Here is a 25,891-nt window from a genome sequence, read left to right on the forward strand (position 1 = left end):
ATTCATTTTCCGCATGGTGATCACGAAAAGCGTTTGCAGCACGTTCCGGGGCTCGACAGAATCCCAGACGTTATGAGCAGACATCCCCGCCGGAACACCGCCCAGCAGACCGTGGAGATCCTCGGACGCGGCGACTACCCGGCGCCCTCCGGACGCACCGTCTCGATCGCCGGGAGCCTGGCCCGAGCCGTCGAGGGCACCGTCTTGTACCGTCCAGACGAACTGGACGAGCTTCTCCAGCGCCTCCCTGCGGCCGGGCCCGGCACGGAGACACGCATAGAAGTCACCGACGAGACGACCCTCGCCGCCGCGCACCGGCTGTGCAGCCCCGGTCAGGTCCCGTTCGCGCTCAACTTCGCCTCCGCGAAGAACCCGGGCGGCGGGTTCCTCAACGGGGCGCATGCCCAGGAGGAAGGGCTGGCCCGATCATCCGGCCTGTACGAGTCGCTGCGCTCGGCCAGGGAGTACTACGACTTCCACCGCGAACAGCGCGACCTCCTCTACAGCGACCACATGATCTACTCGCCGGACGTGCCGGTGTTCCGGGACGACGCGGGACGGCTGCTGGAAGAGCCCTACGAGATCGCCTTCCTGACCTCCCCGGCCCCCAACCGCGGCGCCATCCGCGACGCCGAGAAGGCCGCGCGGATACGAGACGTGCTCCGTCAGCGCACCCGCAAACTTCTCGCCGTGGCGGTGGCCAACGGGCACCGGCGGCTGGTCCTCGGCGCCTGGGGCTGCGGTGTCTTCCGCAACGACCCGGCAGAGGTGGCCGAGGTGTTCGCCGAGCAGTTCCGCCCGGACGGCCCGTTCGCCGGGCACTTCGAGCACGTCGTCTTCGCGGTCTGGGACACCGCCAAGGGCTCCCCCAGGCACACCGCCTTCCAGGACACCTTCGCCTGAGCAGGCGAAAGACCCACGGCGGGACACGTCCACCGCAGGTCTTCGCCGTCGTCAGACCCTGAAGAGCACCTCAGACCTTGGACAGGACCTCGGAGGCCAGCAGCTCCAGGTGGTCCAGGTCGTGCATATCGAGGAGCTGCAGGTAGACGCGCTCGGCGCCCAGCTCGCCGAACCGGCCGATCTTGTCGACCAGTTCGCCGGGCGTCCCGGTCAGGCCGTTCTCGCGCAGTTCCGGCACCTGCCGCCCGATGGCGTCGGCGCGGCGCTTCACCTCGGCCTCGTCGCGGCCGCAGCAGACCACCTGCGCGGCGGAGAGGACCGGCGGCTCGTCCCGGCCCGCCTCGGCGCACGCCGCACGGACCCGGTCGAACGCCCCGCCGGTGTCCTCCACCTGGTGGAACGGGACGTTGTACTCGTCGGCGTACTGCGCGGCCAGCCGCGGGGTCCGCTTCGGCCCGAACCCGCCGATGATGATCGGCGGACCGCCCAGCTGGGCGGGCTTGGGCAGCGCGGGCGACTCGGCGAGGGTGTAGTGCTCGCCGCTGAACGCGAACGTCTCACCGGCGGGCGTCCCCCACAGTCCCGTGAGGATCTTGAGCTGCTCCTCCATCCGCGCGAACCGCTCCCCCAGGCTCGGGAACGGGATGCCGTAGGCGGTGTGCTCCTGCTCGAACCAGCCCGTACCGAGGCCGAGGTCGACCCGTCCGCCGCTCATCTGGTCGACCTGCGCGACCGAGATCGCCAGCGGCCCCGGGTGCCGGAACGTGGCGGCCGTGACCAGCGTGCCGAGCCTGATCCGGCTGGTCTCCCGGGCGATCGCGCCCAGGGTGATCCAGGAGTCGGTCGGGCCCGGCTCGCCCGTCACGTCGCCCATCTTGACGAAGTGGTCGGAGCGGAAGAACGCGTCGAACCCGAGGTCCTCCGTCGCCTTGGCGACCGCCAGCTGTGTCTCGTAGCTCGCCCCCTGCTGGGGCTCAGTGAAAATCCGAAGTCGCATGATCCCATCTTGCTACCCGCACCGGCCCGTCCAAGCCACCTGTCAGTTCGCGCCGGCCCGGGACGTCGCCGGTTCCCGCTCGGAGACGGCGAGGCCGGCGGTCTTGGCGACGCGCACGGACGGGAACCCGCGGGTGGCGCTCACCTCGCCCCACGTCGCCTTCCCGCGCACGGTGATCTTCTGCCCGGCCTCCGCCCGCCTGGACACCTTGGCCCTGATCGACCCCTTGGCCTTCTGGCCCTTCTTCAGGGTGCCGAGGCGGCAGACGACCTTCCGGTCCTTGGACTTGCAGTGCTTCTCGCCGGACACGAACGCCAGCGACTTCGGCAGCGTCGTCCGGAACACCGCCTTGCCGGACTTCGCCCCGCCCTTGGCGGTCACCGTGAACTTCCATTCGTAGACGCGTCCCGGCAGCACGTCCTTTTTGGGAGCGGCCGTGCGAAGCACGACGCCCTCGGCGGCGGGCGCCTCGGACGCCATCGCCTCGGACGCCATCGGCACGACCCCCAGCAGCGGCGCGGCCGCCAGCAGGACGAGACCGCGCTCCTTCCATGTCCGGATCACCATGAGACCCCCCGTGGCCTGCGCTTCTCTTACGGACATGTCCGTTGTAGCGACACTCGGGCCGTCCACCTAACGCCAGGCCGGTGTGTCGTCACAGACAGTGACTTCGGACCAGGCGGCTACATCGGGCCGCCTTCCTCCCGAATCTTCTGCACCGTCACGGGCACAGGCGGTTGAATCGGCGAAGAGCCCCGTCCCCCCGACCATGGAGTTCACCTATGGCAGTCTTCGGCGTTGACTACTCGTGGGGCCGCCCTGGCGTGGCCGCGCTGAAACGCGCCGGGGCGAAGTTCGCGTGCCGCTACGTGTCGCACGACACGTCCGGCAAGAACCTGACCCGCGCGGAGGCCGAGGAGCTCTCCGACGCTGGCATCTGGGTCGTGGTCGTCTGGCAGAACACCAAGGACGGGCCGCTCGGCGGTCGGTCCGCCGGGGAGGCCGACGCCAGGGACGCCGACCGCCAAGCCAGGGCCTGCGGCATGCCGGCCGGCCGCCCCATCTACTTCGCCGCCGACTGGGACGCCTCCCCGGGCCAGCAGGACGAGATCAACGCCTACCTCGACGGCGCGGCGAGCGTCCTCGGCCGCGGAAGGGTCGGCCTCTACGCCGGCCACGGGCCGATGAAACGCGCGTTCGACGCCGGGAAGACGAACTACGGCTGGCAGACCTACGCCTGGTCCGGCGGCCGGTGGGACTCCCGCGCCCAGCTCCAGCAGTACCTCAACGAACAGACGATCAACGGCGCGGCCGTCGACTACAACCGCGCCGTCGCGGACGACTACGGGCAGTGGCGCGTCGGCGTCTCGCCCGTGGACGACACACCCGGCTACGTGTCGGTCGGCACCGCCACCGAGCAGCGGCTCGCCCCCGGCCAGTGGACGGACATCAGCTGGGAGACCGAGTACTCCGACCAGGAGCACCAGCACTGGGACGAGGGCGGCCCGAGCGTGCTGACCGGCGCCGCCCGCTACAGCCTCTCGGTGGGCGTGACGGTGACCGGCGTCCCCGCCGGAACGCGCATCCAGGCCCGCGTGGTCGAGGTCCAGATCGAGGACACCGGCAGATACGAGGCTGGTCCCATCCAGGACTCCTTCTCCACCGGCGACGGCACCGACCTGGTCTACGGACTCGCCGCCGACACCGTCCGCGAAGGCCACCGCGTGCGCTTCCAGCTGCTCCAGCACGGCACGGCCGACGCCACCCTCACCGGCGGCAGCGCCAAGGTCTTCTTCTGGCGTTGACCCCGGCTCCGGCGACCGGTCAGCCGCGGACCAGGGTGGCCAGGCACTCCACGTGGCGCGTCATCGGGAAGGCGTCGAAGGCGCGGAGGGTTTCCAGGGTCCAGCCGCGCTCGCTGAAGTAGGCCAGGTCGCGGGCGAGGGTCGCGGGGTCGCAGGACACGTAGGCGATCTTGCGGCCGGCGAGGCGGGTGATCTGCTCGACGGTGTCGCGTCCGGCGCCGGTGCGGGGCGGGTCGAGGACGACCACGTCGGCGCGGCGTACCCGCTCGCCGCCCTGATGGCCGCCGCCGCGCTTGTTCTGCGCGCCGGACCCGCCGGACGCGCGGCCGAACTCCAGCTCGGCGAGGACCTCCTCGACGGGGCCGCGCTCGATGGAGACGTTCGGCAGGTCGCGCAGGTTGAAGCGCGCGTCCCGGGCGGCCTGCCCGTCGGACTCGACGCCGACGACGAGCCCGTCCGGCCCGATGCGGTCGGCGAGGACGCCGGCGAACATGCCGACGCCGCAGTACAGGTCGAGGGCGATCTCGCCGGGCTTCGGTTCGAGGGCGTCGAGGACGGCGTCGGCGAGGAGCTGCGCGGCGCCGGGGTGGACCTGCCAGAAGCCGCTTCCGCTGACCTGGTACAGCCGCCCCGAGACCTCCTCGCGGACGTAGGGCAGGGAGGCGCCGGGCTCGGGCTTGCCCCGGACGAGCCGGACCGGCACGTCCAGCCGCGGCACCCGGATCTTGCGTCGGTCACGGCCGCGCAGGACGACCAGCCGGTCGCCGGTGGCCGCCGACACGATGCCCTCGACGCCGGTCGCGCCCGGCCAGCGCTTGCGCTCGATGCCCATCAGCTCCACGCCGGGGTGGGCGATCAGGCATTCGTCGATGGGCTCGATGCTGTGCGAGCGGTGCCGGCGCAGGCCGACGGCGCCGGACGAGACGGCGAACTGGACGCGGGTGCGCCAGCCGAGGCCGGGCGGCGGCGCCATCTCGGAGTCGACCGGGTAGGGGACCTCCTCGACGGTCACCGCGCGGGTGATCCCGGCCAGCCGCTGGAGCTGCTCCTCGACCACCGCGGCCTTGAGGGCGCGCTGCGCGGGCAGCGAGGCGTGCTGCCAGTCGCAGCCGCCGCAGCGTCCGGGGCCGGCGAACGGGCAGGGCGCCTCGACGCGGTCCGGGGACGCCTCGATGATCTCCACGGCGTCGGCGCGGAGGAAGTTCTTGGTGCGCTCGGTCACGCGTGCCCGCACCCGTTCGCCGGGCAGGGCGTGCCGGACGAAGACCACGCGCCCCTCATGCCGGGCGACGCAGAAACCGCCGTTGGCGACGTTGCCGACCTCCAGTTCCAGGACGTCGGGCTCCAGTTCAGTCACGGTCCGAAACACTACCGCCACCGGGGCGTGCCCCGGTCCGCGGCGGGCGCCGGGAGGACCCGGCCCCGGGCGGCTCGACCCGCCCCTTGAGCCGGTCGGACGAGGCGAGCTGCCACGGGACGCTCGTCACCATCACGCCGGGCTGGAACAGCAGCCGGCCCTTCAGCCGCAGCGCGCTCTGGTTGTGCAGGAGCTGCTCCCACCAGTGGCCGACGACGTACTCGGGGATGAACACGGTCACGACGTCGCGGGGGCTCCGGCGCCGGACGTTCTTGACGTAGGCGAGGACGGGCCGGGTGATCTCCCGGTACGGGGAGTCGAGGATCTTCAGCGGGACGGGGACGTCGAGCGCCTCCCACTCGTCCTGGAGCCGCTGGGACTCCGCGGCGTCCACCGCCACCGTCACCGCCTCCAGCGTGGAGGGTCGCGTGGCGCGGGCGTAGGCGAGGGCCCGCAGCGTCGGCTTGTGGATCTTGGAGACGAGCACGATGCCGTGGTTGCGCGCGGGCAGCGCGACGTCCTCGCCGGAGGGCTCCAGCTCGGCGGCGATCCGGTCGTAGTGCCGCCGGATCCCCTTCATAATCAGGAACAGGGCCGGCATCGCGATGCAGACGATGTAGGCGCCGAGCGTGAACTTGGTGAGCAGGACGACGGCCAGCACGATTCCGGTGAGGGTCGCGCCGAACGCGTTGATGCCCCGCGAGGTCTTCATCCGGCGGCGCTTCGACTGGTCGCTCTCGCGGGCCAGCAGCCGGTTCCAGTGCCGGACCATGCCGATCTGGCTGACGGTGAAGGAGACGAACACGCCGACGGTGTAGAGCGGGATCAGCCGGCTGACGGACGCGTCGAAGGCGTAGATCAGCAACCCGGCCATGACGGCCAGGATGATGATGCCGTTGCTCAGGGCCAGCCGGTCGCCGCGGGTGTGCAGCTGGCGCGGGAGGTAGCGGTTCTGCGCGAGGACGGAGCCGAGCACGGGGAAGCCGTTGTAGGCGGTGTTGGCCGCGAGGAACAGGATCAGCGCGGTCATGATCGCGACGAGCGCGAACCCGGGGCTGAAGTTGCTGAACACAGTGTGCGCGACCTGCGCGATCACCGGCTCGGAGTGGACGACCTCCGCGCCGGTGGCCGGGTCGTACAGGTGGCTGCCCTGCGTGTGCTCGGAGAACTTGGCGCCGGTGACGTAGGCGAAGGCGGTCACCCCGCCGAACATCGTCATCGCCACGAGCCCGAGGAGCAGCAGCGTCGTGGCGGCGTTGTGCCCCTTGGGCTTGCGGAACGCCGGGACGCCGTTGCTGATCGCCTCGATGCCGGTGAGCGCGGCGCAGCCGGAGGAGAACGCCCGGAGCAGCAGGAACACCAGGGCGAATCCGGCGATGTCGGCCTCGTCCCCGCGCAACTCGTAGTCCGCGCTCTCGGCCCTCAGTTCGGTACCGGACAGCAGCCGCACCGCGCCCCACGCGAGCATGCCCAGGATGGAGATCATGAACAGGTAGGTGGGGACCGCGAACGTGAAACCCGCTTCCCTGATCCCCCGCAGGTTGGCGACGGTGAGCACGGCGAGGACGCAGATCGCGGCGAGGACCTCGCGCGGCTGGATGAACGTCAGCAGCGCCCCGAGGTTCTCCACGCCGGCCGACACCGACACCGCCACGACCAGCGTGTAGTCGACGATCAGCGCGCTGGCGACGACGATGCCCCAGTTGCCGCCGAGGTTCGCGGTGGCGACCTCGAAGTCGCCGCCGCCGCCCTGGTAGGCGCGGACGTTCTGCCGGTACGAGGCGACCACCGTCAGCAGGACCACCACCACGGCCGCGGCCACCCACGGCGAGTACTGGTACATCACCAGGCCGCCCGCGGCCAGGGCGATGAGGATCTCCTGCGGGGCGTAGGCCACCGAGGACAGTGCGTCGCTGGCGAAGACCGGAAGCGCGATTCGCTTGGGCAGGAGCTGCTCGTGCTGCTGTGAACTGCTCAGAGCGCGGCCAAGAAGCAACCGCTTCGTCAGGTCCGGAAGCTTGGACACGGAAGGAGACTCTAGCCCTCGGCCGGGAACGCGCCTCGCAGGCGCCGCTGGAAGCTGGTTGGGTAGTACACGCCTGGGCGGATGTGTAGTTTTGCAGCCCGGCAGGGATCATTCACAGGAAGCGATCCTCGGGTGCGGCACGGCGTCGGAGGCGCAGCGACGAGGCCGGGCCCGGCGCGGGGGGTACAGGGGGAACGTCCCTCTGGACGGAAGAAGGAACGGCCGTGCATATCGTGATCATGGGGTGCGGGCGGGTCGGATCGACCCTCGCCCACATCCTTGAGGACAAGGGCCACTCGGTGTCCATCATCGACCAGAACCCGGAGGCGTTCCGCCGGCTGCGCAGCGGGTTCCGGGGCCGCCGCATCACCGGGTTCGGATTCGACCGCGACGTGATCGCCGAGGCGGGCATCGAGCGGGCGTCGGCGTTCGTGGCCGTCAGCAGCGGCGACAACTCCAACATCATCTCCGCCCGGGTGGCGCGCGAGACGTTCGGCGTCGACAACGTGGTGGCCCGCATCTACGATCCCCGCCGCGCGGAGGTCTACCAGCGCCTCGGCATCCCCACGGTCGCGACCGTCCGGTGGACCGCCGACCAGATCCTGCGCCGGCTGCTGCCCGAGGGCGCCGAGCCGCTGTGGCGCGACCCGACCGGCGCGGTCGTCCTCGCCGAGCTGGACTCCGGGAACCTGTGGGTGGGCGAGAAGGTCGGCGCGCTGGAGGAGCACGCCAGGGCGCGGGTGGCGTTCCTGACGCGGATGGGCGAGGCCCTCGTCCCCGAGCGGGACACGGTGATCCAGGACGGCGACGTCGTGCACATCATGGTGGGCGCCGATGATCTGGAACGCGTGAACGCCGCCGTCGCGGCGCGAGACGAGGAGGACGCCTGATGCGGGTCGCGATCGCCGGGGCGGGCGCGGTGGGCCGCTCCATCGCCCAGGAGCTGCTGGTGAACGGGCACGAGGTCCTCCTGATCGACAAGAGCCCCAAGGCCATCAAGGTCGAGATGGTGCCGCGGGCCGAGTGGCTGCTCGCCGACGCGTGCGAGATCTCCGCGCTGGACGACGCGGCGCTGGAGCGCTGCCAGGTCGTGGTCGCCTCGTCCGGCGACGACAAGGTCAACCTGGTGGTGTCGCTGCTGGCCAAGACCGAGTACGGGGTGCCGCGCGTGGTGGCCCGGATCAACCACCCGAACAACGAGTGGCTGTTCAACGAGTCGTGGGGCGTGGACGTTGCCGTGTCCACCCCGCGGCTGCTGTCGGCGCTGGTGGAGGAGGCGGTCAGCGTCGGCGACCTGGTCCGGCTGATGACGTTCCGGCAGGGCGAGGCGAACCTGGTCGAGCTGACGCTGCCGGACGACGCTCCGCTCGGCGGCCAGCGCGTCGGATCGGTGGACTGGCCGCGCGACACCGCCCTGGTGGCGATCCTGCGCGAGGGCCGGGTGCTGGTGCCGACGCCCGACGACACCCTGGAGCCGGGCGACGAGCTGATGTTCGTAGCCAGCCAAGACGTAGAAGACGACCTGGCCGAACTCCTCGGCGGGTGATTACGCGGCTTTTCCGCGTTCGAGGGGCGTGCGTCCGCGGGCGAGGAGCCAGACCATGGCGGCCAGGGCGGCGACCTGCAGCGGCCAGCCCATCGCGATCTTGGCTGCGCCGAGCAGGGCGCTCTGGTCGCCGTCGGCGATGTAGATCGGGTACTGGACGACCACCCGTGCGATGCAGGGCGTCACCAGCAGCCAGGTCAGCCGGGAGCAGAGCTTGACGATGCCGGGGTCGCGGCGCCACGCGGTCGGGTCGCCGGTGACCGAGCCGATGATGAAGCCGACGATCGGCCAGCGGACGGCGATGGAGAAGATCATCGCGGCGGCGTAGCCGGCGTTCAGCATGATGCCGGGCAGGAACGCGTCCTCGGCGTCGCCGGAGCGCAGCGCGAAGATCGCGGCGACCGTGATGCCGACGAGGCTGTTCAGGACGAACTGCGGGCTGGAGCGCTGCATGAGCCGGACGCCGAGCAGCATCACCGCGGCGCCGATGCCTACGGTGACGGCGAGCTGGACGTCCTCGGTCACGACGAAGGTCCCGGTGAAGCCGATCACGGGCACGGCGGCCTCGATCATGCCGCGGACGCCGCCGAGCGCCTTGCTCAGCTGGGCGCGGACGGCCGCCTCGACGGTGTCGTGCGCGGTCGTCTCCTTGCCGGCGGCAGGGGAGGCCCCGGGCCCGCCGGTGGTCTTCGCGGTCTCCCCGGCCTCGCGGCCGCCGGACCCCGCCGTCTCCGGTCCCGGGCCGGGCCCTCCGCTGGTTCCCAACTCGCTCACGTCACACTCCCGGCCGCCCGCGGCGGCCTCACGAACCGCCGCGCAGCTCGTATCGCGGATTGAAGATGACCTTGCGTCCGTCCTGCACGCTCACCAGCCCCTCGGCGCGCAGCTTGCGGCCCGGGTCGATGCCGGCGATCCGGCGGCGGCCGAGCCAGACGAGGCTGACCACGTCGGTGCCGTCGTAGAGTTCGGCCTCCAGGGCGGGGGCGCCGCCCCGCGGGCGGAGCGTCACCGTACGTAGCGTACCCGCCACGCGGTGCCGCTTGCGTTCGGCGCATTCGGTGATCGGCGTCGCGCCCTCTCCCCCGGCTCTTTTCTTCAGCTCCTCGGCCTCGAGTTCGGCCTTGCTCGACGCCATGCGCCGGAAGAAGCGCCGCAGGCCGCTCCCGCCGCGCTCGCGCGGGCGCGGCCCGGCGCCCGGCGGTGTGCCGGGCGAAACCTCGTCCATAACCCCGAGCGTATGGCATCCCCGGACGAACCGGACCCCCTGACCTCCCTCCCCCGCAAGGCGCCGATCACCGCGACGGGAAGAGCGGGTGCTCACCCGGATGGATGAGCACCCGCTCGGGGCGACCGGCCGCCCGCCGGCCCGTCAGTTGAGCGCCGCCTCGACCGCGGGGACGCGGATGGTGCGGCGGGTCGCGCCGTAGGCCGTCACCCCGGTGAGGACGGCGGCGAGCGCGACGACCGCGAGGTAGGTCCACACGTCGCCGTCCGGGGTCAGGGAGTCCCGGCGGGCCAGGCCGAACGGCACGATCGTGAAGACCGCGGCGACCGTCCCGAAGAGCACGCCGGTGACGGTCAGGACCACCGACTCCAGCGCCACCGTGGCCAGCACCTGCCGGGGCGTGGCGCCCGCGAGCCGCGTCTGGCCGAACTCGCGCCGCCGGTGCGCGGTCGCCGCGATCAGCGTGTTGACCAGCATGATCGCGGTGAACAGCACCACCATTCCGATGACGACGAAGTTCAGCGTCTCGACGTTCTTCTGCTCGGCCGTCTTGGTGAGCCCGGCGGCCTCCGTGGCCGCGTTCTCGGTGGCCTGGAGGAACAGCGTGCCGACGGCGGTCCCGACGAACAGGATGATCGGCGTGACGGCGGAGGCCATGGCGCCCGTCCGGCGCCGCATGACGCTCGCCGCGAGATCGCCGGTCGCGCCGCCCAGCAGCCGGATCGGCCCGGAGACCAGCGCCGTCACCCGGCGCATGATCGCCGGCGCCAGCAGCGCCAGCCCGATCGCGGCGAAGATGTCGGCCTGCCCGGACGTCATCATCGCGTCGCTGCCCTTGCCGTCCATCACGGTGACGGTGACGACCGCCTCGGTGAGCGCCAGCAGGAGGAACAGCACCGCGAACACGATGCGCTTCTTGCTCATCTTCCCGGTGTCGGTGGCCGCCTCCATCATCGACTCGGTCACCCGGACGCGGGTGGCGCGGCGCGCGCTGATCAGCGCGGCGGCGGTCGCGGACACGAACATGATCCCGATGCCCATCGTCAGCGCGATCGGCCCGAAGCTGTGGCCGACGTCCGCCGGGACCTGGCCGGTGTCGTGCAGCAACCCGAGCAGTCCCCGGCCGATCAGCATCGCCGGGACGATCCCGAGCAGCGCCGCCACCAGGGCCAGGCCCGCGGCCTCGCCGACGATCATCCGGCCGAGCTGGGCCGGGGTCGCGCCGACGCTCTTCAGCAGCGCCATCTCCGCGGCCCGCTGCCGTACCGACAGGGTCATGGTGGAGGCGACCGCGAAGACCACCAGCAGCAGGCCCCAGCCGCCGACCACGTTCGCCATGACCGTGAGGGTCTCCCTGGCCGGCCCGGTCACGCCGCTCGCCTCCGCCGTGTCCTGCATCGACGCGAACGCCATGATGATCGCCGAGCCGAGGAACATCGCGAGGAAGCTCGCCGCGAACGCGCCGGTCCGCTTGCGCAGGGATCGAATCGCCAGTCCGAACATGATCAGGCTCCCGCCATCGTCCGCTGACGCTCGACCTCTTCGGCCAGGTGCGTCATCCGCTCGGCGACGGCCTCGGCGGTCGGCGCGGTCTGGTGGCCGACGATCCGCCCGTCCGTCAGGTACACCACCGAGTGCGCGAAGGACGCCGCGACCGGGTCGTGGGTGACCATGACCACGGTCTGCCCGAACATCTGCACCGACTCCTGGAGCAGGCCCAGCACGTCGCGTGCGCTGCGCGTGTCCAGCGCACCGGTCGGCTCGTCCGCGAACACCACCCGCGGCTGGGTGACCAGGGCCCGCGCGATCGCCACCCGCTGCTGCTGGCCGCCCGACAGCTCCGCCGGCAGATGGCCGAGCCGGTCACCGAGGCCGACGCGCCCGAGGACGGCCCGCGCCCGGTCCCGGTCCACCTTGCGTCCCGCCAGCTTCAGCGGCAGCACCGTGTTCTGCAGGACGTCCAGCGTCGGCAGCAGGTTGAACTGCTGGAACACGAACCCGATCCGCTTGCGCCGGAACTTGGTCAGCGCGGCCTCGCCGTCTCCGGTCAGCTCGGCGCCGTCCACGAAGACCCGGCCCTCGGTGGGCCGGTCGAGGCCCGCCGCGCAGTGGAGCAGCGTGCTCTTGCCCGACCCGGACGGGCCCATCACCGCGGTGAACGACCCGGCCGGCAGCGACAGCGACACACCGTCCAGCGCGGCCACCTGGTTGTCCTCGGTGCCGTAGATCTTGCGGACGCCCTCCAGGCGGAGCGCCTCGCCCGACACCTGGTCCCTCGGGTCCGGCCCCTTGCGTCCGAACATTGTCTTAACCTCCCGCCCGGCGCCCTGCCTGGGCGCCTACAGGAGAGAAGCTACGGACGCCGGAAGCCGCAAAGGATGGGTCCAGCACGCCGATGGGGGTAGGCAAAACCCCACTATTCAGCGGCGCCGAAGGGTCACTCGATCTCCTCCAGCACGGTCGTGTAGCGGTGCCGCCGGTCCGGCCTCGCACGGCCCTCGGCGTGGCGCAGCGCGGGAACGGCGGGTGCGCCGATCGTCACGAGCGCCGCCGCCGCGGCCGCGCGGACGGGCTCGCGGGAATGGGCGAGCAGGGCGACGAGCCCGGGGATCGCGGGCTCCCAGGGAGCGTGGCCGAGCGTCCTGATCGCGGCGCGGACGACGTCGGGCTCGGGATCGTCGAGGAGGCGGGCCGTCTGCTCCAGGTAGCCGGGCCGGTCGAGCACGCGCCGGGAGAGGCGGTGCGCGTGCAGCCGCACCTTCGTCTCACGGTGGGCGATCAGCTCCGCGAGCAGCTCCGCCAGCTCCGGGTCGGGGTCCGCGCGAGCCTCCTCGTGACGTTCGGCGAGCGTGGTGAGCGCGCGGCGGATCTGCTTGGGGCCACCGTCACGAGCCTGCCGGAACAACTCCGCGCGTGACGGTTCGCCGAGGGAGCCGGTCCTGCGTTCGCGGAGGCTCTTCAGCGTGTCCTCGTCCTGGACGGCCGCTCCAGGGTCCCGCAGAGGGCCGGTTTCCAGGATGAGCGTGTCGGCGAGGTCGTCGCGTCCCTCGCCGTGGAGGCGCTGGAGCACCCCGTCCAGTTCGGGGGTGCGCAGCAACGGCCGCCTGGCGACGAGGTCGAGGAACCCCCAGGCGCCGGACGCGAGCCGCCCGGAGATCGCACCGGCCACGACATCGGGCGACGCTCCGCGGAGCGCCTGGGCGGACGCGTCTCGCGCGGCGGCGCCGCCGCGCTCCCAGGCGGCCAGCAGGGTGGGAACGAACCGGTCGAGGGCGGCCGGTTCCAGGTGGACGGCCAGGCGCGCGAACCTCTCGATGGTCTCGTCGTCCCCGTCCAGGTCGGCCGGGGCCGCATCGTCCAGTGCCCGCGCGAGGGCCCTGGTGACGGTCAGGTCCGCGCGGCCGTGCAGGTAGGCCCCGAGGACCGCGAGCCTGGTCCGCGGTTCGGGCCAGCCGAGCAGGGTTCGGGCCGCGGTGTCCCGCCGCTCCGCCTGCGCGTCGCCCAGCATCTCCAGGAGGCGCCGCCGCTGGGCGTCGGAGCGGGGCTGGTCCAGGTCGCCGGGACGCGGCGTCCGGGCATCCGGGACGCGGCGGCGGGACCGCTCGGCGAGAGTCCAGGGCGGGGCGCCGAGGGGCTGCAGCTCCACCATCCAGTCGAGGAGGACGTCGCGCGCGTCGGCCGGAGCCTGCGGGAAAACGCTGATCAGCGCGTCGAGCACGTCCCGCGACGGCGCGTCCGTCCGGGTGCGCGCCCGCCGCAGGGAGTCAGCGTCGCGCACCTCGCGGCCGAGTTCCTCCCGGAGCGGGGCGGAGCCTTCGACGGGCTCCTGCCCGAACGCCTCCCGCAGGACGGATTCGACCTCCCGCGCGGGGGGTTCCGCGCGCCCGGCGACGGCCAGCACCCGGTCGAGGTCGTCGCGCGTCGGGGTGGCGCCGCAGAGGTGCAGCAGGACGAGCGCCGGCCGGCCGAGCTCCAGCCGGCGCACCCGCTCGGCGACCTCCAGCCGCCCGGCGGGCCCGGCGCGCGGGACCACCTCCAGCAGCAGCCGGAGCAGCCACTCCCGAACGCCGGGAAATGCCAGCCCGCCGGTCAGGACCCCGGCGGACCGTGCGAACACCTCCAGTTCCGCGTCCGTCCACGGCGGCGGGCAGATCCCGGTGATCAGCTTGAAGGCGCGGGGGTCGAACGCCGCCATGTCCAGCCAGCGCACGAGCATCGGGCGCAGCGGCGCGTACGGGGGCGTCCGGGGCTCGCGCTCGTAGGCGTCCACGACCCGGCGCGCGACTCCGGAGTCCCAGCCGTGATCGAGCAGCACGTCCACCTCGGGGACCGGCGAGGGCTCCTTCGCCCGGACCGTGATGCCGCGCCGGGCCAGGACGGCGGCCTGTCGCGCGCCGAGCACGCCGTCGAGGCTCCGCAGCAGCAGGGCCGGGTCGGCGGCGTGGTCGGCCGCCGCGAGGACGGTCGCGGCGAAGGCGTCGCCGAGGATGGCTCGCAGCGCCCCGGTGAGCGCCTCCCGCAGACCCGGGTTGTCGTGCGCGCCGAGCCACTCCAGCAGCTTCGGGACGGCCTCCGGCGCGCCTGCCTGGGCCAGGGCCACCGCCGCCGTCTTCTTGACGTTCATGTTGGGGTGGTCGAGGCAGGCCGCGATCGCGGGCGCGGCCCAGGCCGCACGGGCCTCCGCCAGCGCGAGGAGCGCCTGCCTGACCGTCTGCGCGTCACCGGCGGCGGTGAGCGGGATCAGGCTCGCCGACAGCGCGCGCGCGTCGCCGCCGTCCCCGGCGAGGACGGCGATCACCCGCCCGCGGACATGCCGGTCGCGGTGCCGCAGCAGCGGATGCACGCGTGCCCTCGTCCGGCGGTAGGGGGCGCGGCGCAGCACGTCCAGCAGGGCGGTCAGCTCCGCCGGGCCGAGGCCCGGACGGTCCAGCAGGCCGAGGACCAGGTCGGCGAGCACGGCGTCACCGGCCTCCGCCTCGTCGGCGGCGTCCAGCAGGCAGCGCGGCCGGAGCGCGCCGCGCCGGAAGAGGCGGCCGCCCAGTTCGCGGACGGCGGTGAGGGCCTCGTCCAGGTCGGGTGTCTCCTCGTCCGACACGACCCGCAGCAGCAGGTCGGCGATGGCGGGCAGCGTGGTCGCGTCACCGTTGCGGGCCAGCCTGCGGAGGGCTCCGGCGGGATCCTCCGGATCCAGGTTCGCGCGGAGCAGGGCCAGTTCGCGGGGGTCCGGCCCGCCGAGGTCGTCCGCGATGCGCGGGGGCACGTCGCGCGGGTCGAGCCGGTCCAGGACGGCTCGCCGCGCTTCGGCGTCGCCGGTGAGGTGCCAGAGCAGTTCCAGGGCCTGATGCCTGAACGGCCGGAGATGCGGGGCGATGCCGCCGCCGTCCAGTCCCAGCCCGTCGCGCAGGACGGTGACCGTCCGGGCGCCTCCGACGGCTTCGAGGGCGCCGAGGGCCTCCCGCGGCGAGCGCGGCAGCAGCCGGAGGACGGTCTCCTCGGCCGCCGTGTGCCTGAGCCGGCGGATCGTCCGCAGGAACGGCGCGGGGTCGGCGGAGCGGCACGCCGCCTCGGCGACGGCGTCGCCGATCTCCAGGCCCGGCACTCCCTGCTCGTCGAGCGCGGCCAGCAGATCCAGGCGCCGGGGCCAGTCCCCCTCCCCCGCGGTCAGCTCCCGCAGCGTCTCGTGCCTGCGCGAGTACAGGACGGTGGCGAGGTCCCCGGCGGGGACGCGGTGATCGGCCAGGGCCAGGCCCACGATCGCCGGGACGTCCCGTCCGGCCGGGAAATGGCCGCGCCGGTGCATGCCGGCCAGGCACGCGACGGCGGGGCCCGCGAGCAGCAGCGGATCCCGGGCCGCGACGGCCACGAGTTCGCCGACGTCCTCGCGGGTCGCCAGGCCGCCGAGCAGCTCCAGGGCCCGCCGCCGCAGCACGGGCGGCCGCCCGGGGTCGGCGGCGACGCCGGTGAGGATGTCCCGGTGGCCGTGCCGGGCGGCGACCTCGATCGCGGCGGCGGGCCCGGCTTCGAGGAGGCGGCGGGTCCGCTGCGGCGGGAGCGGGTCGAGCGCCGCCCACGGCTCGGCCAGCTCCCCCAGCGCCTCCGGGACGTCACGCACCAGCCTCTCGAAGATCGTCCGCGCACGGGCCGGTGCCAGGAGGGCCGAGTGGAGCGCCTCGCGCGCGATGCGGAAGGCTTCGGCCCGGAGAACGGAGTCGGCGCGTCCCGCGAGCTCGGCGACGAGCGGTTCCGGGTCGTCCACGTCCAGCGCGCCGATCCCGTGCACGGCCTGGTAGAGCAGCTCACCGGGGGGCTCCTCCCGGAGGCGTCCCGGACGGCCGGCGATCCCGCTCCGCAGCCGTCCGATCTGTACGGGGATGGACGACTCCTGGGATTCTGCGACGGGCATGGCGCCGATCTTAGGCTTCGAGCGGCCCGCAGCGGAGAGGATGAACGGATGGAAGCGGTACCTGAGGACTGGGAGCGGGCGCTGACGATCGTCGCGCACCCCGACGATCTGGAGTACGGGACGTCCGCGGCGATCGCCAAGTGGACCGCTCAGGGCAAGACGGTGACGGAGGTGCTGGCCACCCGCGGTGAGGCCGGCATCGACTCGATGGACCCCGCCGAGGTCCGCCGGATCCGCAGCGCCGAGCAGGTCGAGGCGGCCCGCCGCGTCGGCGTCGGCAACGTCGAGTTCCTCGATCTGGCCGACGGCATGCTGGAGTACGGGCTGCCGCTGCGGCGGGCGCTCGCGGGAGCGATCCGGTGGCACCGGCCCGAGGTGGTGCTGTCGATCAACTTCCGGGAGAGCTTCGACGGCGGCGGCTTCAACATGGCCGACCACCGGGTCCTCGGGCTGGCGGTCGCGGACGCGATCAGGGATGCGGCCAACCGCTGGGTGTTCCGCGACCTCGACCTCGAACCGTGGCAGGGCGTCCGGTTCGCGTTGTTCGGCGGATCGCCGCGGGCCACGCACTACGTGGACGTCACCGGCCACCTGCGGGCAGGGATCGACTCGCTGCTCGCGCACCGCGTGTACTTCTCGAATCTCGGCGCCGAGTTCGACGCGGCGGCGTTCCTCACCGGAATCGCGGAGCAGGGCGGGCAGGCCGCGGGCGTCGAGCACGCGATGACCTTCGAGATGATCGAGTCCTAGGCTGTGACCAAGGGGCTGTGACCACAGCCCCTTGGTCACAGGCCCGTGGTCACAGGCCCGTGGTCATAGCTCCGTGAGTGCTAGCGGCGGGCGTTGGGCCGCTTGCCCTTGTTGCTCTTGCTGCGCTTGCGGGCACGGCGTTTGCGCGTCTTCTTCGACATGTCCCGATTGACCACCCGGCGGGCGTCCAAGGCAAGGGTTCCGCCGCCGGGCGCATGACAGAAACCCGCCCGGCCACACGACCGTAAAGGCGTGCGGCCCGGCGGGCGGGCGCCTACCGGCGGGCGGACTCCGGGTCAGCGGACCTCGGTGATCTCGGGACCGCGCTCGAAGGGGTTGAAGGTCTCCTCGCCTTCCTCGCCCTCCTCGGCGTCCTGTCCGGCCTCGCTGAACTCCTTGGGGATCTGCAGCTCCAGCAGCTCGCGCGGGGGCATCGGGGCGTCACCGCGGTGGACGACGACGCCGCGCAGCACGTCCTCCAGGACCTGCCACTGCTCCTCGTCCTCGATCGCAGCGCCCTGCACCACGGCCTGGAGGAACCAGCGGGGGCCGTCCACGCCGAGGAAGCGGATGATCTGCGGCGCCCACCCCTGCTCGACGAACTCGGCCGGGATCTGCTCGCGGACCTCCGGCGCCATGTCCGCGAGGACCTCCTCGGTCAGCGCGGCCGGGACCATCGCCAGCAGCTCGGGACCGAACGGGCCCTCGCCCTCCTGGATCTGGCCCTTGGCCTCCTCCTGGATGTCCTTGGCGGTCTCACGGCGAACGTCTTCCCAGATACCGCTGCGCTTGGGCGCCGCGAACACCTGGAGCTGCATGGCGCTCTCCTCGTACTGCACGAGGACCGCGACGGGCCGCCCGTCGAGGGGGTTGCCCTCCTCGTCGACCTGGGTGGCCTCGAAGTTCACCTGAAAACCCAGTCCGGGCGCGATCGGCACCTCGAGGGAACCGAAATCGAGCCGCTGCATCTCGGGGACGGAGTCCTCGGAGTCCCACGGACCGCCCTCGGCGGACTCCGCCTTGGCGGGAGCCTCCTCGGCGGCCTCCGCCGGCTCCTCGGTCGCCTCGGGCACCTTCTCGGGCTCCTCGGCCTGCCGGCGACGTCCAAAAGCCACGACTCACGCTCCTTCTCGACTGTGCTCATTCTCGCTGCCGCCCGCGCCCTCGGGCCCTCGGCCCGCCCGCGTGCCGCCTTCGCCTGCCGGACCGCCCGCGTCCCCGCCGTCGCGCGTGGGGGCGAATCCGCCGGTGGAACCGAAGCCGCCGGCTCCGCGCGCCGAACCGGGAAGCTCGGTGACCTCGTGGAACACGGCCTGCTCCACCCGCTGCACGACCATCTGCGCAATGCGGTCTCCGCGCCGCAGCCTCGCTGTGACGCGGGGGTCGGTGTTCAGCAGGGTCACCTTGATCTCACCCCGATAGCCGGCGTCGACCGTACCGGGTGCATTGACTATGGTCACCCCCAACCTAGCGCCCAAACCGGACCTGGGGTGAATGAAAGCGGCGTAGCCATCGGGCAGCGCGATCGCGATGCCGGTCGGGACGACGGCGCGCTCCCCCGGCGGCAGTTCGACGTCCGCGGCCGCGACGAGATCGGCGCCCGCGTCGCCCGCGTGGGCGTACTGCGGCAGGGGCAGCTCGGCATCGAGCCGCCGGATCAGCACATCGACCTTGCTCACGGGTTCACCTCACGCGCGTTACCTGCCGGAAAACCCCACGACCCTATCCAGGCCGCCGTGCACGGCCTGCGCTGAAACGCCGCTGCCGCGCGAGCCCGGCAATTGACCTTACCCGCTTCCGGCGATGACCACTTCCGGAAGGTTTGCCGCCAAAGGGAGGGATTACGCGTAGCGTTACCCCTGTTACCCGGGGTTGTTCTGCGGGAAATGCGTTCCCGCAGAAAGGGGACGGACATGAGCGGACCGGAGACCATCACCCACCGGTCGCTGGACGGCGTGCGGGTCCGGCTCTCCGGCGCCCACGATCTCGGGCGGCCGTGCACGTCGGTGGCGCGGATCGCCGACCGCGGGCGCCTCCACGAGATCTCCAGCGGTACCCGCACGGACGCGCTGGGCTGGGCCGAGGACATCGGGCTCGACCGCTTCGAGCAGGAGTTCCGCATCCAGGGCGGACGGCTCCGGGTCGGCCGGACCGCGACCCGCGACGCCGACACCGGGCTGAGCGACCCCGTCCTCGCGGCCGTGTGGGAGGGACGCCGCCACGCGGTCTTCACGCACCTGTACCACGCGCGCCCGGCCGACGCGGTGGCGTTCTTCGGCACGATGCGGCTGACCGAGCACGCCGACGGGGTCACCGCCGTCCCGCGCGGGCGGGCCCGCCGTCCCGAACCCGCCGAGATGGTCAAGGAGGTCCCGGGGCTCGGGCTCATGGAGATCACCGCGCTGACCGGGCAGACGCGCAAACGGCTCCCGTCGTGGCGCGGCGCCTCCGTCGCGGGCGGGGAGCTGTTCCAGGACACGGTGGAGGGCCAGGGCCCCTACTTCCTCCTCGCGCTGAAGTCGCTGCTGGTGACCGTCCTGCCCGAAGAGGACCGGGTGCGGGAGGTCCCGCGGCGCCTCGCGGGGCTGGCCGTCAGGGCGATCCGGTGACCGGGCTCCTGGCGGGGATCGCGGTGACGGCGGTTCCGCTCGTCCTGCTTGTCTCGGTGTTCGCGCAGGTCAGGCACCCTCGGATGCTCGCCGCGGCGCTGCGGGCGCACCGGACGCTGCCTCCCGCCCTCACCGGTCCCGTGGCGGCCGCCGCGATCGCCGTGGAGGCGCTGGCCGGTGCGGGCGGCGCGCTGGCGCTGCTCTTCCGGCTGGACGGGCCGGTGCGCGCGGCGTCCGGGGCCGCGGCCGTCCTGCTCGCCTCGTACGCGCTCTACGCGACCTACGTCTCCCGGACCCGGCGCGGTGTCCCGTGCGGCTGCGCGGGCGGGGACGCCCCGATGACCGGCTGGGTCGCGGGACGGGCCGCCGCCCTCTCCGCCCTGGCCCTCTTCGGCGCCGCGCACGGGCCGCCCACCGGCCGGACCGCGTACGAGCTGACCGTCGCCGCCGCGGCGGGGCTGGCGTTCGGGGTGCTCCTCTGGACGCTCCCGAACGCCATGATCGAAGAGAGGAGGCCCGCCGGATGAGCTTCCAGAACAGCGCGCTGCTGCTGTCGTGGGTGGCGATCCTGCTGCTCTCACTGGTGGTCGCCGGTCTCGTCCGCCGGGTGCACGCGCTGAGCCGTGGAGCACCGGCCCGGACCGGTCTGGGGCCCGCGCCCGGCACCGCCGCGCCCGCGTTCGACCGGCTCGGTCCCGGCCTGCTGCTCTTCCTGGACCGCGACTGCGGCGTCTGCACCGACGTGCTGGCCGCCGCCGGCTCGCTGGACGGCCCGCTGCACGCGATCTTCGCGGGACCGCCGCCCGGCGACGCGCCGCCGCCCGGCCCGTCCCGGCACGGCCCGTCCCGGCACGGTCCGACCGTGCTCGCCGACGAGCAGGACGGCCTGTTCGCCGACTACGGCGTCCCCGCCACCCCGTTCGCCGTGCTCGTCGGAGCGGACGGGCGGGTGCGGGCCGCCGAGCCCGTCGGCTCCCCCGAGGCGCTGCGCGAGCTCACCCTGGAGGCGAGCCGATGATCGAGCTGGATGACGTCCCGCCGCTGCGCGGCCCGCGTCCGCAGGGGGCGCGGCGCATCCGGCGCCGGCCCGTCCCGCCGGACGCGCCGAAGCTCAGGCCGGCGCGCCGCAGCATCCTCACGGGCCTCTTCGCGGCCGGCGCCACGGCCGGCCTGAAGGCCCTCGGCGTCTTCCCGCCCGCGCGGGACGCGCTCTCGTCCGGGTTCGAGCTGGTCGGCTACTACGACATCTATCCGCGGTGCCCGTCGTACGCCGCCGGCCACAACTGCTCCCCCGGCTGCGGGCCGAGCTACGCGTGCAGCTGGTGCTGCCGGACGAGCGGCAAGTACAAGGGATTCCACAAGTCGGGCGTGTCGCATCCGGGCTGGTACAAGCTGCGTCCCAGCCAGTGCTACGGCGGCGGCTACGACGGCTGGCTCTGGGCGTACTCCAAGAGCTGCGGCTACTGCAAGAAGGGCGTCACCTGGCGCTGCCACGACGGCTGGAAGAAGTCCAAGCAGGGCAACTGGTACAAGACCATCTGCCGCAAAGTGGTCTCGTGCAAGAACTGAGTGCCGGGCGGCTGCGGCGGGGCCTGACCGACCCTCTCCTGCCCGTCGCCGCCCTGGCGCTTCTCGCCGTCGCCGCGGCGGCCCTCGGCGCCGCCGTCCTGTGCTGGGCCTCGATCGGCGTCCTCGCCGGGTTCTCGCTGTCCGGCAGCGTTTGAACGCGCAACAGCGAATCGGTGCTGTTCTCGCCAGGTTGGCGGGCCCCGGTACGGCAGGGCGAGGTCCTGGCCGTCTTCACCCTCGGGCTCCTGCTCGGGGGCACGCTCAGCGCGGCGGCCGTCTGGCTGCTGTCGGGCCTGGCCACGCCGCTGCCGCCGCCGGTCCGCACGTCCGCGATCGTGGCGGTGGCGGCCCTCGGCGCGGCCCGCGAGCTCGGGCTGGTCCGGATTCCCCTGCCGCAGAACGCACGGCAGATCCCGCCGGAAGTCCTCCAGACGCGTCTGCGCCGCGGTTCCCTGCAGTTCGGCTTCGAGCTCGGTACCGGCGTCCGGACCTACGTCCCGGCGGCAAGCCCCTACGTCCTGGCCCTCGCGCTCCTCCTCAGCGTGCCGGCTCTGTCCGTCGCCCTCCTCACGGGCGCGACCTTCGGTGCCGGGCGCGCCCTGAGCGCCGTCCTCACGTACCTGGCCCGGGACGATCGCCGTCCCGCCCTCCTGGCCGTCCGGATGCCCCGCCTGAAGGCCGCCGCGGCCCTCACGGTCCTCGTCGCCCTGACCCTCCTGCTCGTGTGACATTCTGTAACGAATGCTGCCTTGATAGCGCGACATCGCCCGTTTCGCCTTGACGTCTTCATTGGACCTCGATTCGATAGAAACCGAACGAGATTCTGAAATCGGCTCGAGGATGGTGCGCGGCATGACGACCACGGCGCGGGCGAAGGTCGACGGCAACCTGTCGAACCTGGAGTTCTGGGCGCTGCCGCCGGACCGGCGCATGGCGGCGTTCGCCGAGCTGCGGCAGCGCGAGCACCCGGCGTTCTTCCCGGAGCTGAAGCTGCCGTTCGTCAAGACCGGCCCCGGTTTCTACGCGCTCGCCAGGCACGCCGACGTCGTCGAGGCCAGCCGCACGCCGCAGGTCTTCAGCAGCGAGCCGTGCTCCAACAGCATCGCCGACCTGCCCGGCTACCTGGCGCGCTACTTCGGCTCGATGATCAACATGGACGATCCCCGGCACGCCAAGATCCGGCGGATCGTGTCGCGGGCGTTCACCCCGCGCATCTTGGAGAAGATGGAGACCGACCTTCAGGCGAGCGCGACCCGGATCGTGGACGACCTGATCGACAAGGGGTCGGCGGACTTCGTCACCGACGTCGCGGCGCGGCTGCCCCTCCAGGTCATCTGCGACATGATGGGCATCCCCGAGCGCGTGCGCCCCATGGTGTACGACCGGACGAACACCATCCTCGGCCTGGGCGACCCCGAGTACACCGGCGGCAGGGACTACACCCGCGACGGCATCACCCGCCTCGGCGCGCTGTACGGGCTCCTCAAGGTCATGGTCGCCGGGTACGAACTGAACCACCTGGCGATGAAGCTGTCCCGGAAGCGGCGCAGGAACCCCGGCGACGACCTGGTCTCCGCGCTGATCTCGGCCGAGGTGGACGGGGAGCGGCTGACCGACCAGGAGATCGGCTCGTTCTTCATCCTGCTCGTGGTGGCCGGGAACGAGACGACGCGGAACGCCATGTCGCACGGCCTGAAGCTGCTCACCGACAACCCGGAGCAGCGCGCCCTGCTGCTGGAGGACTTCGACGCCCACGCGCCCGGGGCCGTGGAGGAGATCGTCCGGCTGTCCACGCCGGTCATCCAGTTCCGCAGGACGCTGACCCGCGACTACGAGATGAACGGCCACCAGTACAAGACCGGCGACAAGGTCCTGCTGTTCTACAACTCGGCCAACCGGGACGAGACCGTCTTCGAGAACCCCGACGCCTTCGACATCACGCGCTCGCCCAACCCGCATGTGGGGTTCGGCGGCCCAGGCCCGCACTTCTGCCTCGGCGCCAACCTGGCCCGGCGGGAGATCACGGTGATGTTCCGCGAGCTGTTCACCCGCGTCCCCGAGATCCGCGCCACCGGGGAGCCCGACCGGCTGTTCTCCAGCTTCATCAACGGCATCAAGCACCTGCCCTGCGAGGTCTGAAGGGCGGCCGGGCTCCGAGCGGCGGGCCGGTCAGGTCGCTGGTGCCAGGACGACGTCGACGGTCAGGCCGACGGGGGCGTCCTCCAGCGTCAGGTCGGCGATGCGGCCGGCCGCGGCCAGATCCGGCCGCGAGATCCGCAGCACCTCGGCGCCGCGGACGACCGCGCGGGACACGTCGGCGCGCATCGACGCCTTCGCCTCGGACTTGGCCTTGCGGACCTGCCGCAGCGCCTCACCGGTCGCGGCGAGGACGGCCGGGTCGCCGCCCGGCGGCAGCTCGGCCGCGGACGGCCAGGACGCCGCGTGCACCGACCCGTCCCGCCACCACGACCAGACCTCCTCGGTCACGAACGGCAGGACGGGCGCGAACAGGCGCAGCAGAACCGACAGCGCGGTGCGCAGCGCCGCCCGCGCCGACTGCGCCTCCGGTCCGTTCCCATAGGCGCGCGTCTTGACCAGCTCCAGGTAGTCGTCGCAGAACTCCCAGAAGAACCGCTCCGTGTGCTCCACGGCCCGCGTGTAGTCGTAGCTCTCGAACGCTTCCGTCGCCTCCCCGACGACACCCGACAGCGCCGCCAGCATCGCCTTGTCCAGCGGCTCGGTGATGGACGCGTCCGCCTCGACCTCGCCCAGGCCCAGCACGAACTTGGACGCGTTGAGGATCTTGATGGCGAGGCGCCGGCCGACCTTGATCTGGCCGGTGTCGAACGCGGTGTCGGTCCCCGGGCGCCCGCTGGCCGCCCAGTAGCGGACGGCGTCGGAGCCGTACTCGCGCAGCAGGTCGATCGGCGTGACGACGTTCCCCTTCGACTTCGACATCTTCTTGCGGTCCGGGTCGAGGATCCACCCGGACAGCGCCGTGCCCTTCCACGGCAGCGAGCCGTGCTCCAGATGCGCGCGGACGACCGTGGAGAACAGCCACGTCCGGATGATGTCGTGCCCCTGGGGACGCAGGTCGTAGGGGAACACGCGGCCGAACAGGTCGGCGTCGCGCTCCCAGCCGCCCGCGATCTGCGGGGTCAGCGACGAGGTCGCCCAGGTGTCCATCACGTCGGGGTCGCCGACGAAGCCGTTGGGCTTGCCGCGCTGATCCTCGGTGAAACCCGGCGGGACGTCGGACGACGGGTCGACGGGCAGCACGTCCTCGGACGGCGTGACCGGATCGTCGTAGAGCGGCTCCCCGGAGTCGTCCAGCCGGTACCAGACGGGGATCGGGACACCGAAGAACCGCTGCCGCGAGATCAGCCAGTCGCCGTTCAGCCCCTCGACCCAGTTCTCGTAGCGGGCGCGCATGTAGCCGGGGTGCCACTCCAGCTCGCGGCCGCGCGCGATCATCTCGGCGCGCAGGCCCGCGTCGCGCCCGCCGTTGCGGATGTACCACTGCCGGGTCGTGACGATCTCCAGGGGCTTGCTGCCCCGCTCGTAGAACTTCACCGGGCGGGTGATCTTCCGGGGCTCGCCGTCCAGGTCCCCGGACTCGCGGAGCAGCTCGACGACGCGCTCCTTGGCGGAGAACACCGTCTTGCCGGCCAGCTCGCCGTAGGGGTGCGCGGGGACGCCCTGCGGCGGGTCGGCGGCCAGCCGCCCGTCCCAGCCGACGATCGCGCGGGTCGGAAGGTCAAGCTCGCGCCACCACGTGACGTCCGTGACGTCGCCGAACGTGCAGATCATCGCGATGCCGGAGCCCTTGTCGGGCTCGGCCAGCCGGTGGGCGACGACCGGGACGTCCACGCCGAACAGCGGCGTGCGGACGGTCGTCCCGAACAGCTCCCGGTACCGCTCGTCGTCGGGGTGGGCGACCAGCGCGACGCACGCGGGCAGCAGCTCGGGACGCGTCGTCTCGATGTAGACCGGACGTTCCTGCTTGTGGAACCGGATCCGGTAGAAGGCGCCGGGCTGGTCGCGGTCCTCCAGCTCGGCCTGGGCGACGGCGGTGCGGAACGTCACGTCCCAAAGCGTCGGCGCCTCCGAGACGTACGCCTCGCCACGTGCCAGGTTGCGCAGGAACGCGCGCTGGGACGCCATGCGGGAGCCGTCCCCGATCGTCGTGTACAGCAGCCCCCAGTCGACCGACAGGCCGACACGGCGCCACGTCTCCTCGAACGCCTTCTCGTCGACCTCGGTGAGCCGCTCGCACAGCTCGATGAAGTTGCGCCGCGAGACTGGGAGCTGGCGCTTGGGGTCGGGCTTGGCCGGAGGCTCGAACTCCGGGTCGTAGGGAAGCGACGGGTCGCACCGGACACCGAAGTGGTTCTGGACGCGGCGTTCGGTCGGCAGGCCGTTATCGTCCCAGCCCATGGGGTAGAAGACCGCCCGACCGCGCATGCGGTGGAACCGCGCGACGGCGTCGGTGTGGGTGTAGGAGAAGACGTGGCCGACATGGAGGGAACCGCTCACGGTGGGCGGCGGGGTGTCGATCGAGTAGACCTCGCCGCGCGGCCGGGTCCGGTCGAAGCGGTAGACGCCCTCGTCCTCCCAGGCGCGTACCCACTTGTCCTCCAGGCCGTCCAGGGTGGGCTTGGGCTGTCTTTTATACACATCTCCACGCCCACGAGACGCTCA

At 72.5% G+C, this 25,891-nt stretch carries 23 protein-coding genes and 1 pseudogene; 12 read left to right on the forward strand and 12 right to left on the reverse strand.

All coding sequences use genetic code 11. The annotated features are described in order from the left end of the window. The first annotated feature begins 72 nt into the window (after positions 1-72). On the forward strand, positions 73-903 hold the full coding sequence (locus E1285_RS09690; RefSeq protein WP_132150298.1) for a TIGR02452 family protein: 831 nt from the start codon (positions 73-75) through the stop codon (positions 901-903). 70 nt (positions 904-973) lie between these two features. Here the strand turns inward: E1285_RS09690 and E1285_RS09695 are convergent, their stop codons facing one another. Together E1285_RS09695 and E1285_RS09700 are read right to left on the reverse strand one after the other, a co-directional pair. Then, on the reverse strand, positions 974-1,900 hold the full coding sequence (locus E1285_RS09695) for an LLM class F420-dependent oxidoreductase (protein WP_132150300.1): 927 nt from the start codon (positions 1,898-1,900) through the stop codon (positions 974-976). A 42-nt stretch (positions 1,901-1,942) separates the two neighbouring features. Beyond that, positions 1,943-2,467 (reverse strand): DUF11 domain-containing protein, encoded by a 525-nt coding sequence (locus E1285_RS09700; RefSeq protein ID WP_165966533.1) that lies wholly within the window; start codon positions 2,465-2,467, stop codon positions 1,943-1,945. Between the two features lie 215 nt (positions 2,468-2,682). Here E1285_RS09700 and E1285_RS09705 point away from each other — a divergent pair, with 215 nt between their 5' ends. Next, a complete protein-coding gene (locus tag E1285_RS09705; RefSeq protein WP_132150304.1) occupies positions 2,683-3,705 on the forward strand; it encodes a DUF1906 domain-containing protein in 1,023 nt (340 codons plus the stop codon). A 19-nt stretch (positions 3,706-3,724) separates the two neighbouring features. Here E1285_RS09705 and E1285_RS09710 read toward each other — a convergent pair whose 3' ends face one another. Both E1285_RS09710 and E1285_RS09715 read right to left on the reverse strand, forming a co-directional pair. Then, positions 3,725-5,062, reverse strand: coding sequence for a class I SAM-dependent RNA methyltransferase (locus tag E1285_RS09710; RefSeq protein WP_207946506.1), 1,338 nt, complete (start codon positions 5,060-5,062; stop codon positions 3,725-3,727). Next, positions 5,055-7,088: an APC family permease gene (locus E1285_RS09715; RefSeq protein WP_132150306.1), complete on the reverse strand. Its 2,034-nt coding sequence runs from the start codon at positions 7,086-7,088 to the stop codon at positions 5,055-5,057. The genes E1285_RS09710 and E1285_RS09715 overlap by 8 nt, the downstream gene beginning before the upstream one ends. A 224-nt stretch (positions 7,089-7,312) precedes the next feature. On the opposite strand from E1285_RS09715, the gene E1285_RS09720 reads away from it, so the two are divergent. Both E1285_RS09720 and E1285_RS09725 read left to right on the forward strand, forming a co-directional pair. Next, a complete protein-coding gene (locus E1285_RS09720) occupies positions 7,313-7,978 on the forward strand; it encodes a TrkA family potassium uptake protein (RefSeq protein WP_132150308.1) in 666 nt (221 codons plus the stop codon). Next, positions 7,978-8,634 (forward strand): TrkA family potassium uptake protein, encoded by a 657-nt coding sequence (locus E1285_RS09725; RefSeq protein WP_132150309.1) that lies wholly within the window; start codon positions 7,978-7,980, stop codon positions 8,632-8,634. Before E1285_RS09720 ends, E1285_RS09725 begins: the two co-directional genes overlap by 1 nt. On the opposite strand, the gene E1285_RS09730 is transcribed toward E1285_RS09725, so the two are convergent. The 5 genes from E1285_RS09730 to E1285_RS09750 all read right to left on the reverse strand — a co-directional run bounded on the left by E1285_RS09730 (position 8,635) and on the right by E1285_RS09750 (position 16,262). Then, on the reverse strand, positions 8,635-9,237 hold the full coding sequence (locus E1285_RS09730) for a DUF3159 domain-containing protein (RefSeq protein WP_243722683.1): 603 nt from the start codon (positions 9,235-9,237) through the stop codon (positions 8,635-8,637). Between the two features lie 199 nt (positions 9,238-9,436). Then, entirely contained in the window at positions 9,437-9,769 is a 333-nt protein-coding gene (locus E1285_RS09735; RefSeq protein ID WP_243722684.1) for an OB-fold nucleic acid binding domain-containing protein, read from the reverse strand. Between the two features lie 234 nt (positions 9,770-10,003). Continuing rightward, on the reverse strand, positions 10,004-11,362 hold the full coding sequence (locus E1285_RS09740) for an FtsX-like permease family protein (protein ID WP_132150310.1): 1,359 nt from the start codon (positions 11,360-11,362) through the stop codon (positions 10,004-10,006). Between the two features lie 2 nt (positions 11,363-11,364). Next, positions 11,365-12,162, reverse strand: a complete 798-nt coding sequence (locus tag E1285_RS09745; RefSeq protein WP_132150312.1) for an ABC transporter ATP-binding protein — start codon at positions 12,160-12,162, stop codon at positions 11,365-11,367. 134 nt (positions 12,163-12,296) lie between these two features. Continuing rightward, entirely contained in the window at positions 12,297-16,262 is a 3,966-nt protein-coding gene (locus tag E1285_RS09750) for a HEAT repeat domain-containing protein (RefSeq protein ID WP_132150314.1), read from the reverse strand. A 48-nt stretch (positions 16,263-16,310) separates the two neighbouring features. Between E1285_RS09750 and E1285_RS09755 the strand changes: the two genes are divergently transcribed. Beyond that, positions 16,311-17,012 (forward strand): PIG-L deacetylase family protein, encoded by a 702-nt coding sequence (locus E1285_RS09755; RefSeq protein ID WP_132150316.1) that lies wholly within the window; start codon positions 16,311-16,313, stop codon positions 17,010-17,012. A 296-nt stretch (positions 17,013-17,308) separates the two neighbouring features. Here E1285_RS09755 and E1285_RS09760 read toward each other — a convergent pair whose 3' ends face one another. Together E1285_RS09760 and dut are read right to left on the reverse strand one after the other, a co-directional pair. Continuing rightward, the gene (locus tag E1285_RS09760) at positions 17,309-18,127 is read right to left on the reverse strand and encodes a DUF3710 domain-containing protein (protein ID WP_132150318.1); all 819 of its coding nucleotides are present in this window, start codon (positions 18,125-18,127) and stop codon (positions 17,309-17,311) included. Positions 18,128-18,250: 123 nt separating this feature from the next. After that, positions 18,251-18,691, reverse strand: a pseudogene (dut, locus tag E1285_RS09765) (dUTP diphosphatase); the annotation flags it as partial. 234 nt (positions 18,692-18,925) lie between these two features. Here dut and E1285_RS45450 point away from each other — a divergent pair. The 7 genes from E1285_RS45450 (at position 18,926) to E1285_RS09790 (ending at position 23,329) form a co-directional block, all read left to right on the forward strand. Further along, the gene (locus E1285_RS45450; protein WP_165966534.1) at positions 18,926-19,621 is read left to right on the forward strand and encodes a hypothetical protein; all 696 of its coding nucleotides are present in this window, start codon (positions 18,926-18,928) and stop codon (positions 19,619-19,621) included. Then, on the forward strand, positions 19,618-20,148 hold the full coding sequence (locus E1285_RS45455) for a MauE/DoxX family redox-associated membrane protein (protein WP_243722682.1): 531 nt from the start codon (positions 19,618-19,620) through the stop codon (positions 20,146-20,148). Before E1285_RS45450 ends, E1285_RS45455 begins: the two co-directional genes overlap by 4 nt. Then, positions 20,145-20,639: a hypothetical protein gene (locus E1285_RS09775; protein WP_132150322.1), complete on the forward strand. Its 495-nt coding sequence runs from the start codon at positions 20,145-20,147 to the stop codon at positions 20,637-20,639. The genes E1285_RS45455 and E1285_RS09775 overlap by 4 nt, the downstream gene beginning before the upstream one ends. Continuing rightward, positions 20,636-21,190: a hypothetical protein gene (locus E1285_RS09780; RefSeq protein WP_132150324.1), complete on the forward strand. Its 555-nt coding sequence runs from the start codon at positions 20,636-20,638 to the stop codon at positions 21,188-21,190. The genes E1285_RS09775 and E1285_RS09780 overlap by 4 nt, the downstream gene beginning before the upstream one ends. After that, complete coding sequence (locus tag E1285_RS45460; protein ID WP_165966535.1) at positions 21,178-21,345, forward strand: hypothetical protein; 168 nt, start codon at positions 21,178-21,180, stop codon at positions 21,343-21,345. The genes E1285_RS09780 and E1285_RS45460 overlap by 13 nt, the downstream gene beginning before the upstream one ends. A gap of 18 nt (positions 21,346-21,363) precedes the next feature. Beyond that, a complete protein-coding gene (locus tag E1285_RS09785; protein ID WP_132150326.1) occupies positions 21,364-21,918 on the forward strand; it encodes a hypothetical protein in 555 nt (184 codons plus the stop codon). A 124-nt stretch (positions 21,919-22,042) separates the two neighbouring features. Continuing rightward, positions 22,043-23,329 (forward strand): cytochrome P450, encoded by a 1,287-nt coding sequence (locus tag E1285_RS09790; protein WP_132150328.1) that lies wholly within the window; start codon positions 22,043-22,045, stop codon positions 23,327-23,329. A gap of 30 nt (positions 23,330-23,359) precedes the next feature. Here E1285_RS09790 and valS read toward each other — a convergent pair whose 3' ends face one another. Then, positions 23,360-25,867 carry a valine--tRNA ligase gene (valS, locus tag E1285_RS09795; RefSeq protein ID WP_132150330.1) on the reverse strand — a complete coding sequence of 836 codons (2,508 nt, stop codon included), beginning with the start codon at positions 25,865-25,867 and terminating at the stop codon, positions 23,360-23,362. Between the last annotated feature and the right edge of the window lie 24 nt (positions 25,868-25,891).

The sequence above is a fragment of the Actinomadura sp. 7K507 genome (assembly GCF_004348425.1).
In the GTDB taxonomy this organism is placed as follows: Bacteria; Actinomycetota; Actinomycetes; order Streptosporangiales; family Streptosporangiaceae; genus Spirillospora.

Bases quoted from the DNA above. Each gene is read 5' to 3' on its own strand.
- E1285_RS09705 (WP_132150304.1), top strand. From the start codon at position 2,683: ATGGCAGTCTTCGGCGTTGACTACTCGTGGGGCCGCCCTGGCGTGGCC.
- E1285_RS09780 (WP_132150324.1), top strand. From the start codon at position 20,636: ATGATCGAGCTGGATGACGTCCCGCCGCTGCGCGGCCCGCGTCCGCAG.
- E1285_RS09700 (WP_165966533.1), bottom strand. From the start codon at position 2,467: ATGGTGATCCGGACATGGAAGGAGCGCGGTCTCGTCCTGCTGGCGGCC.
- E1285_RS09745 (WP_132150312.1), bottom strand. From the start codon at position 12,162: ATGTTCGGACGCAAGGGGCCGGACCCGAGGGACCAGGTGTCGGGCGAG.
- E1285_RS09725 (WP_132150309.1), top strand. From the start codon at position 7,978: ATGCGGGTCGCGATCGCCGGGGCGGGCGCGGTGGGCCGCTCCATCGCC.
- E1285_RS45450 (WP_165966534.1), top strand. From the start codon at position 18,926: ATGAGCGGACCGGAGACCATCACCCACCGGTCGCTGGACGGCGTGCGG.
- E1285_RS09695 (WP_132150300.1), bottom strand. From the start codon at position 1,900: ATGCGACTTCGGATTTTCACTGAGCCCCAGCAGGGGGCGAGCTACGAG.
- E1285_RS09690 (WP_132150298.1), top strand. From the start codon at position 73: ATGAGCAGACATCCCCGCCGGAACACCGCCCAGCAGACCGTGGAGATC.
- E1285_RS09750 (WP_132150314.1), bottom strand. From the start codon at position 16,262: ATGCCCGTCGCAGAATCCCAGGAGTCGTCCATCCCCGTACAGATCGGA.
- E1285_RS09740 (WP_132150310.1), bottom strand. From the start codon at position 11,362: ATGTTCGGACTGGCGATTCGATCCCTGCGCAAGCGGACCGGCGCGTTC.
- E1285_RS09735 (WP_243722684.1), bottom strand. From the start codon at position 9,769: ATGGCGTCGAGCAAGGCCGAACTCGAGGCCGAGGAGCTGAAGAAAAGA.
- E1285_RS09755 (WP_132150316.1), top strand. From the start codon at position 16,311: ATGGAAGCGGTACCTGAGGACTGGGAGCGGGCGCTGACGATCGTCGCG.
- E1285_RS09790 (WP_132150328.1), top strand. From the start codon at position 22,043: ATGACGACCACGGCGCGGGCGAAGGTCGACGGCAACCTGTCGAACCTG.
- E1285_RS09775 (WP_132150322.1), top strand. From the start codon at position 20,145: ATGAGCTTCCAGAACAGCGCGCTGCTGCTGTCGTGGGTGGCGATCCTG.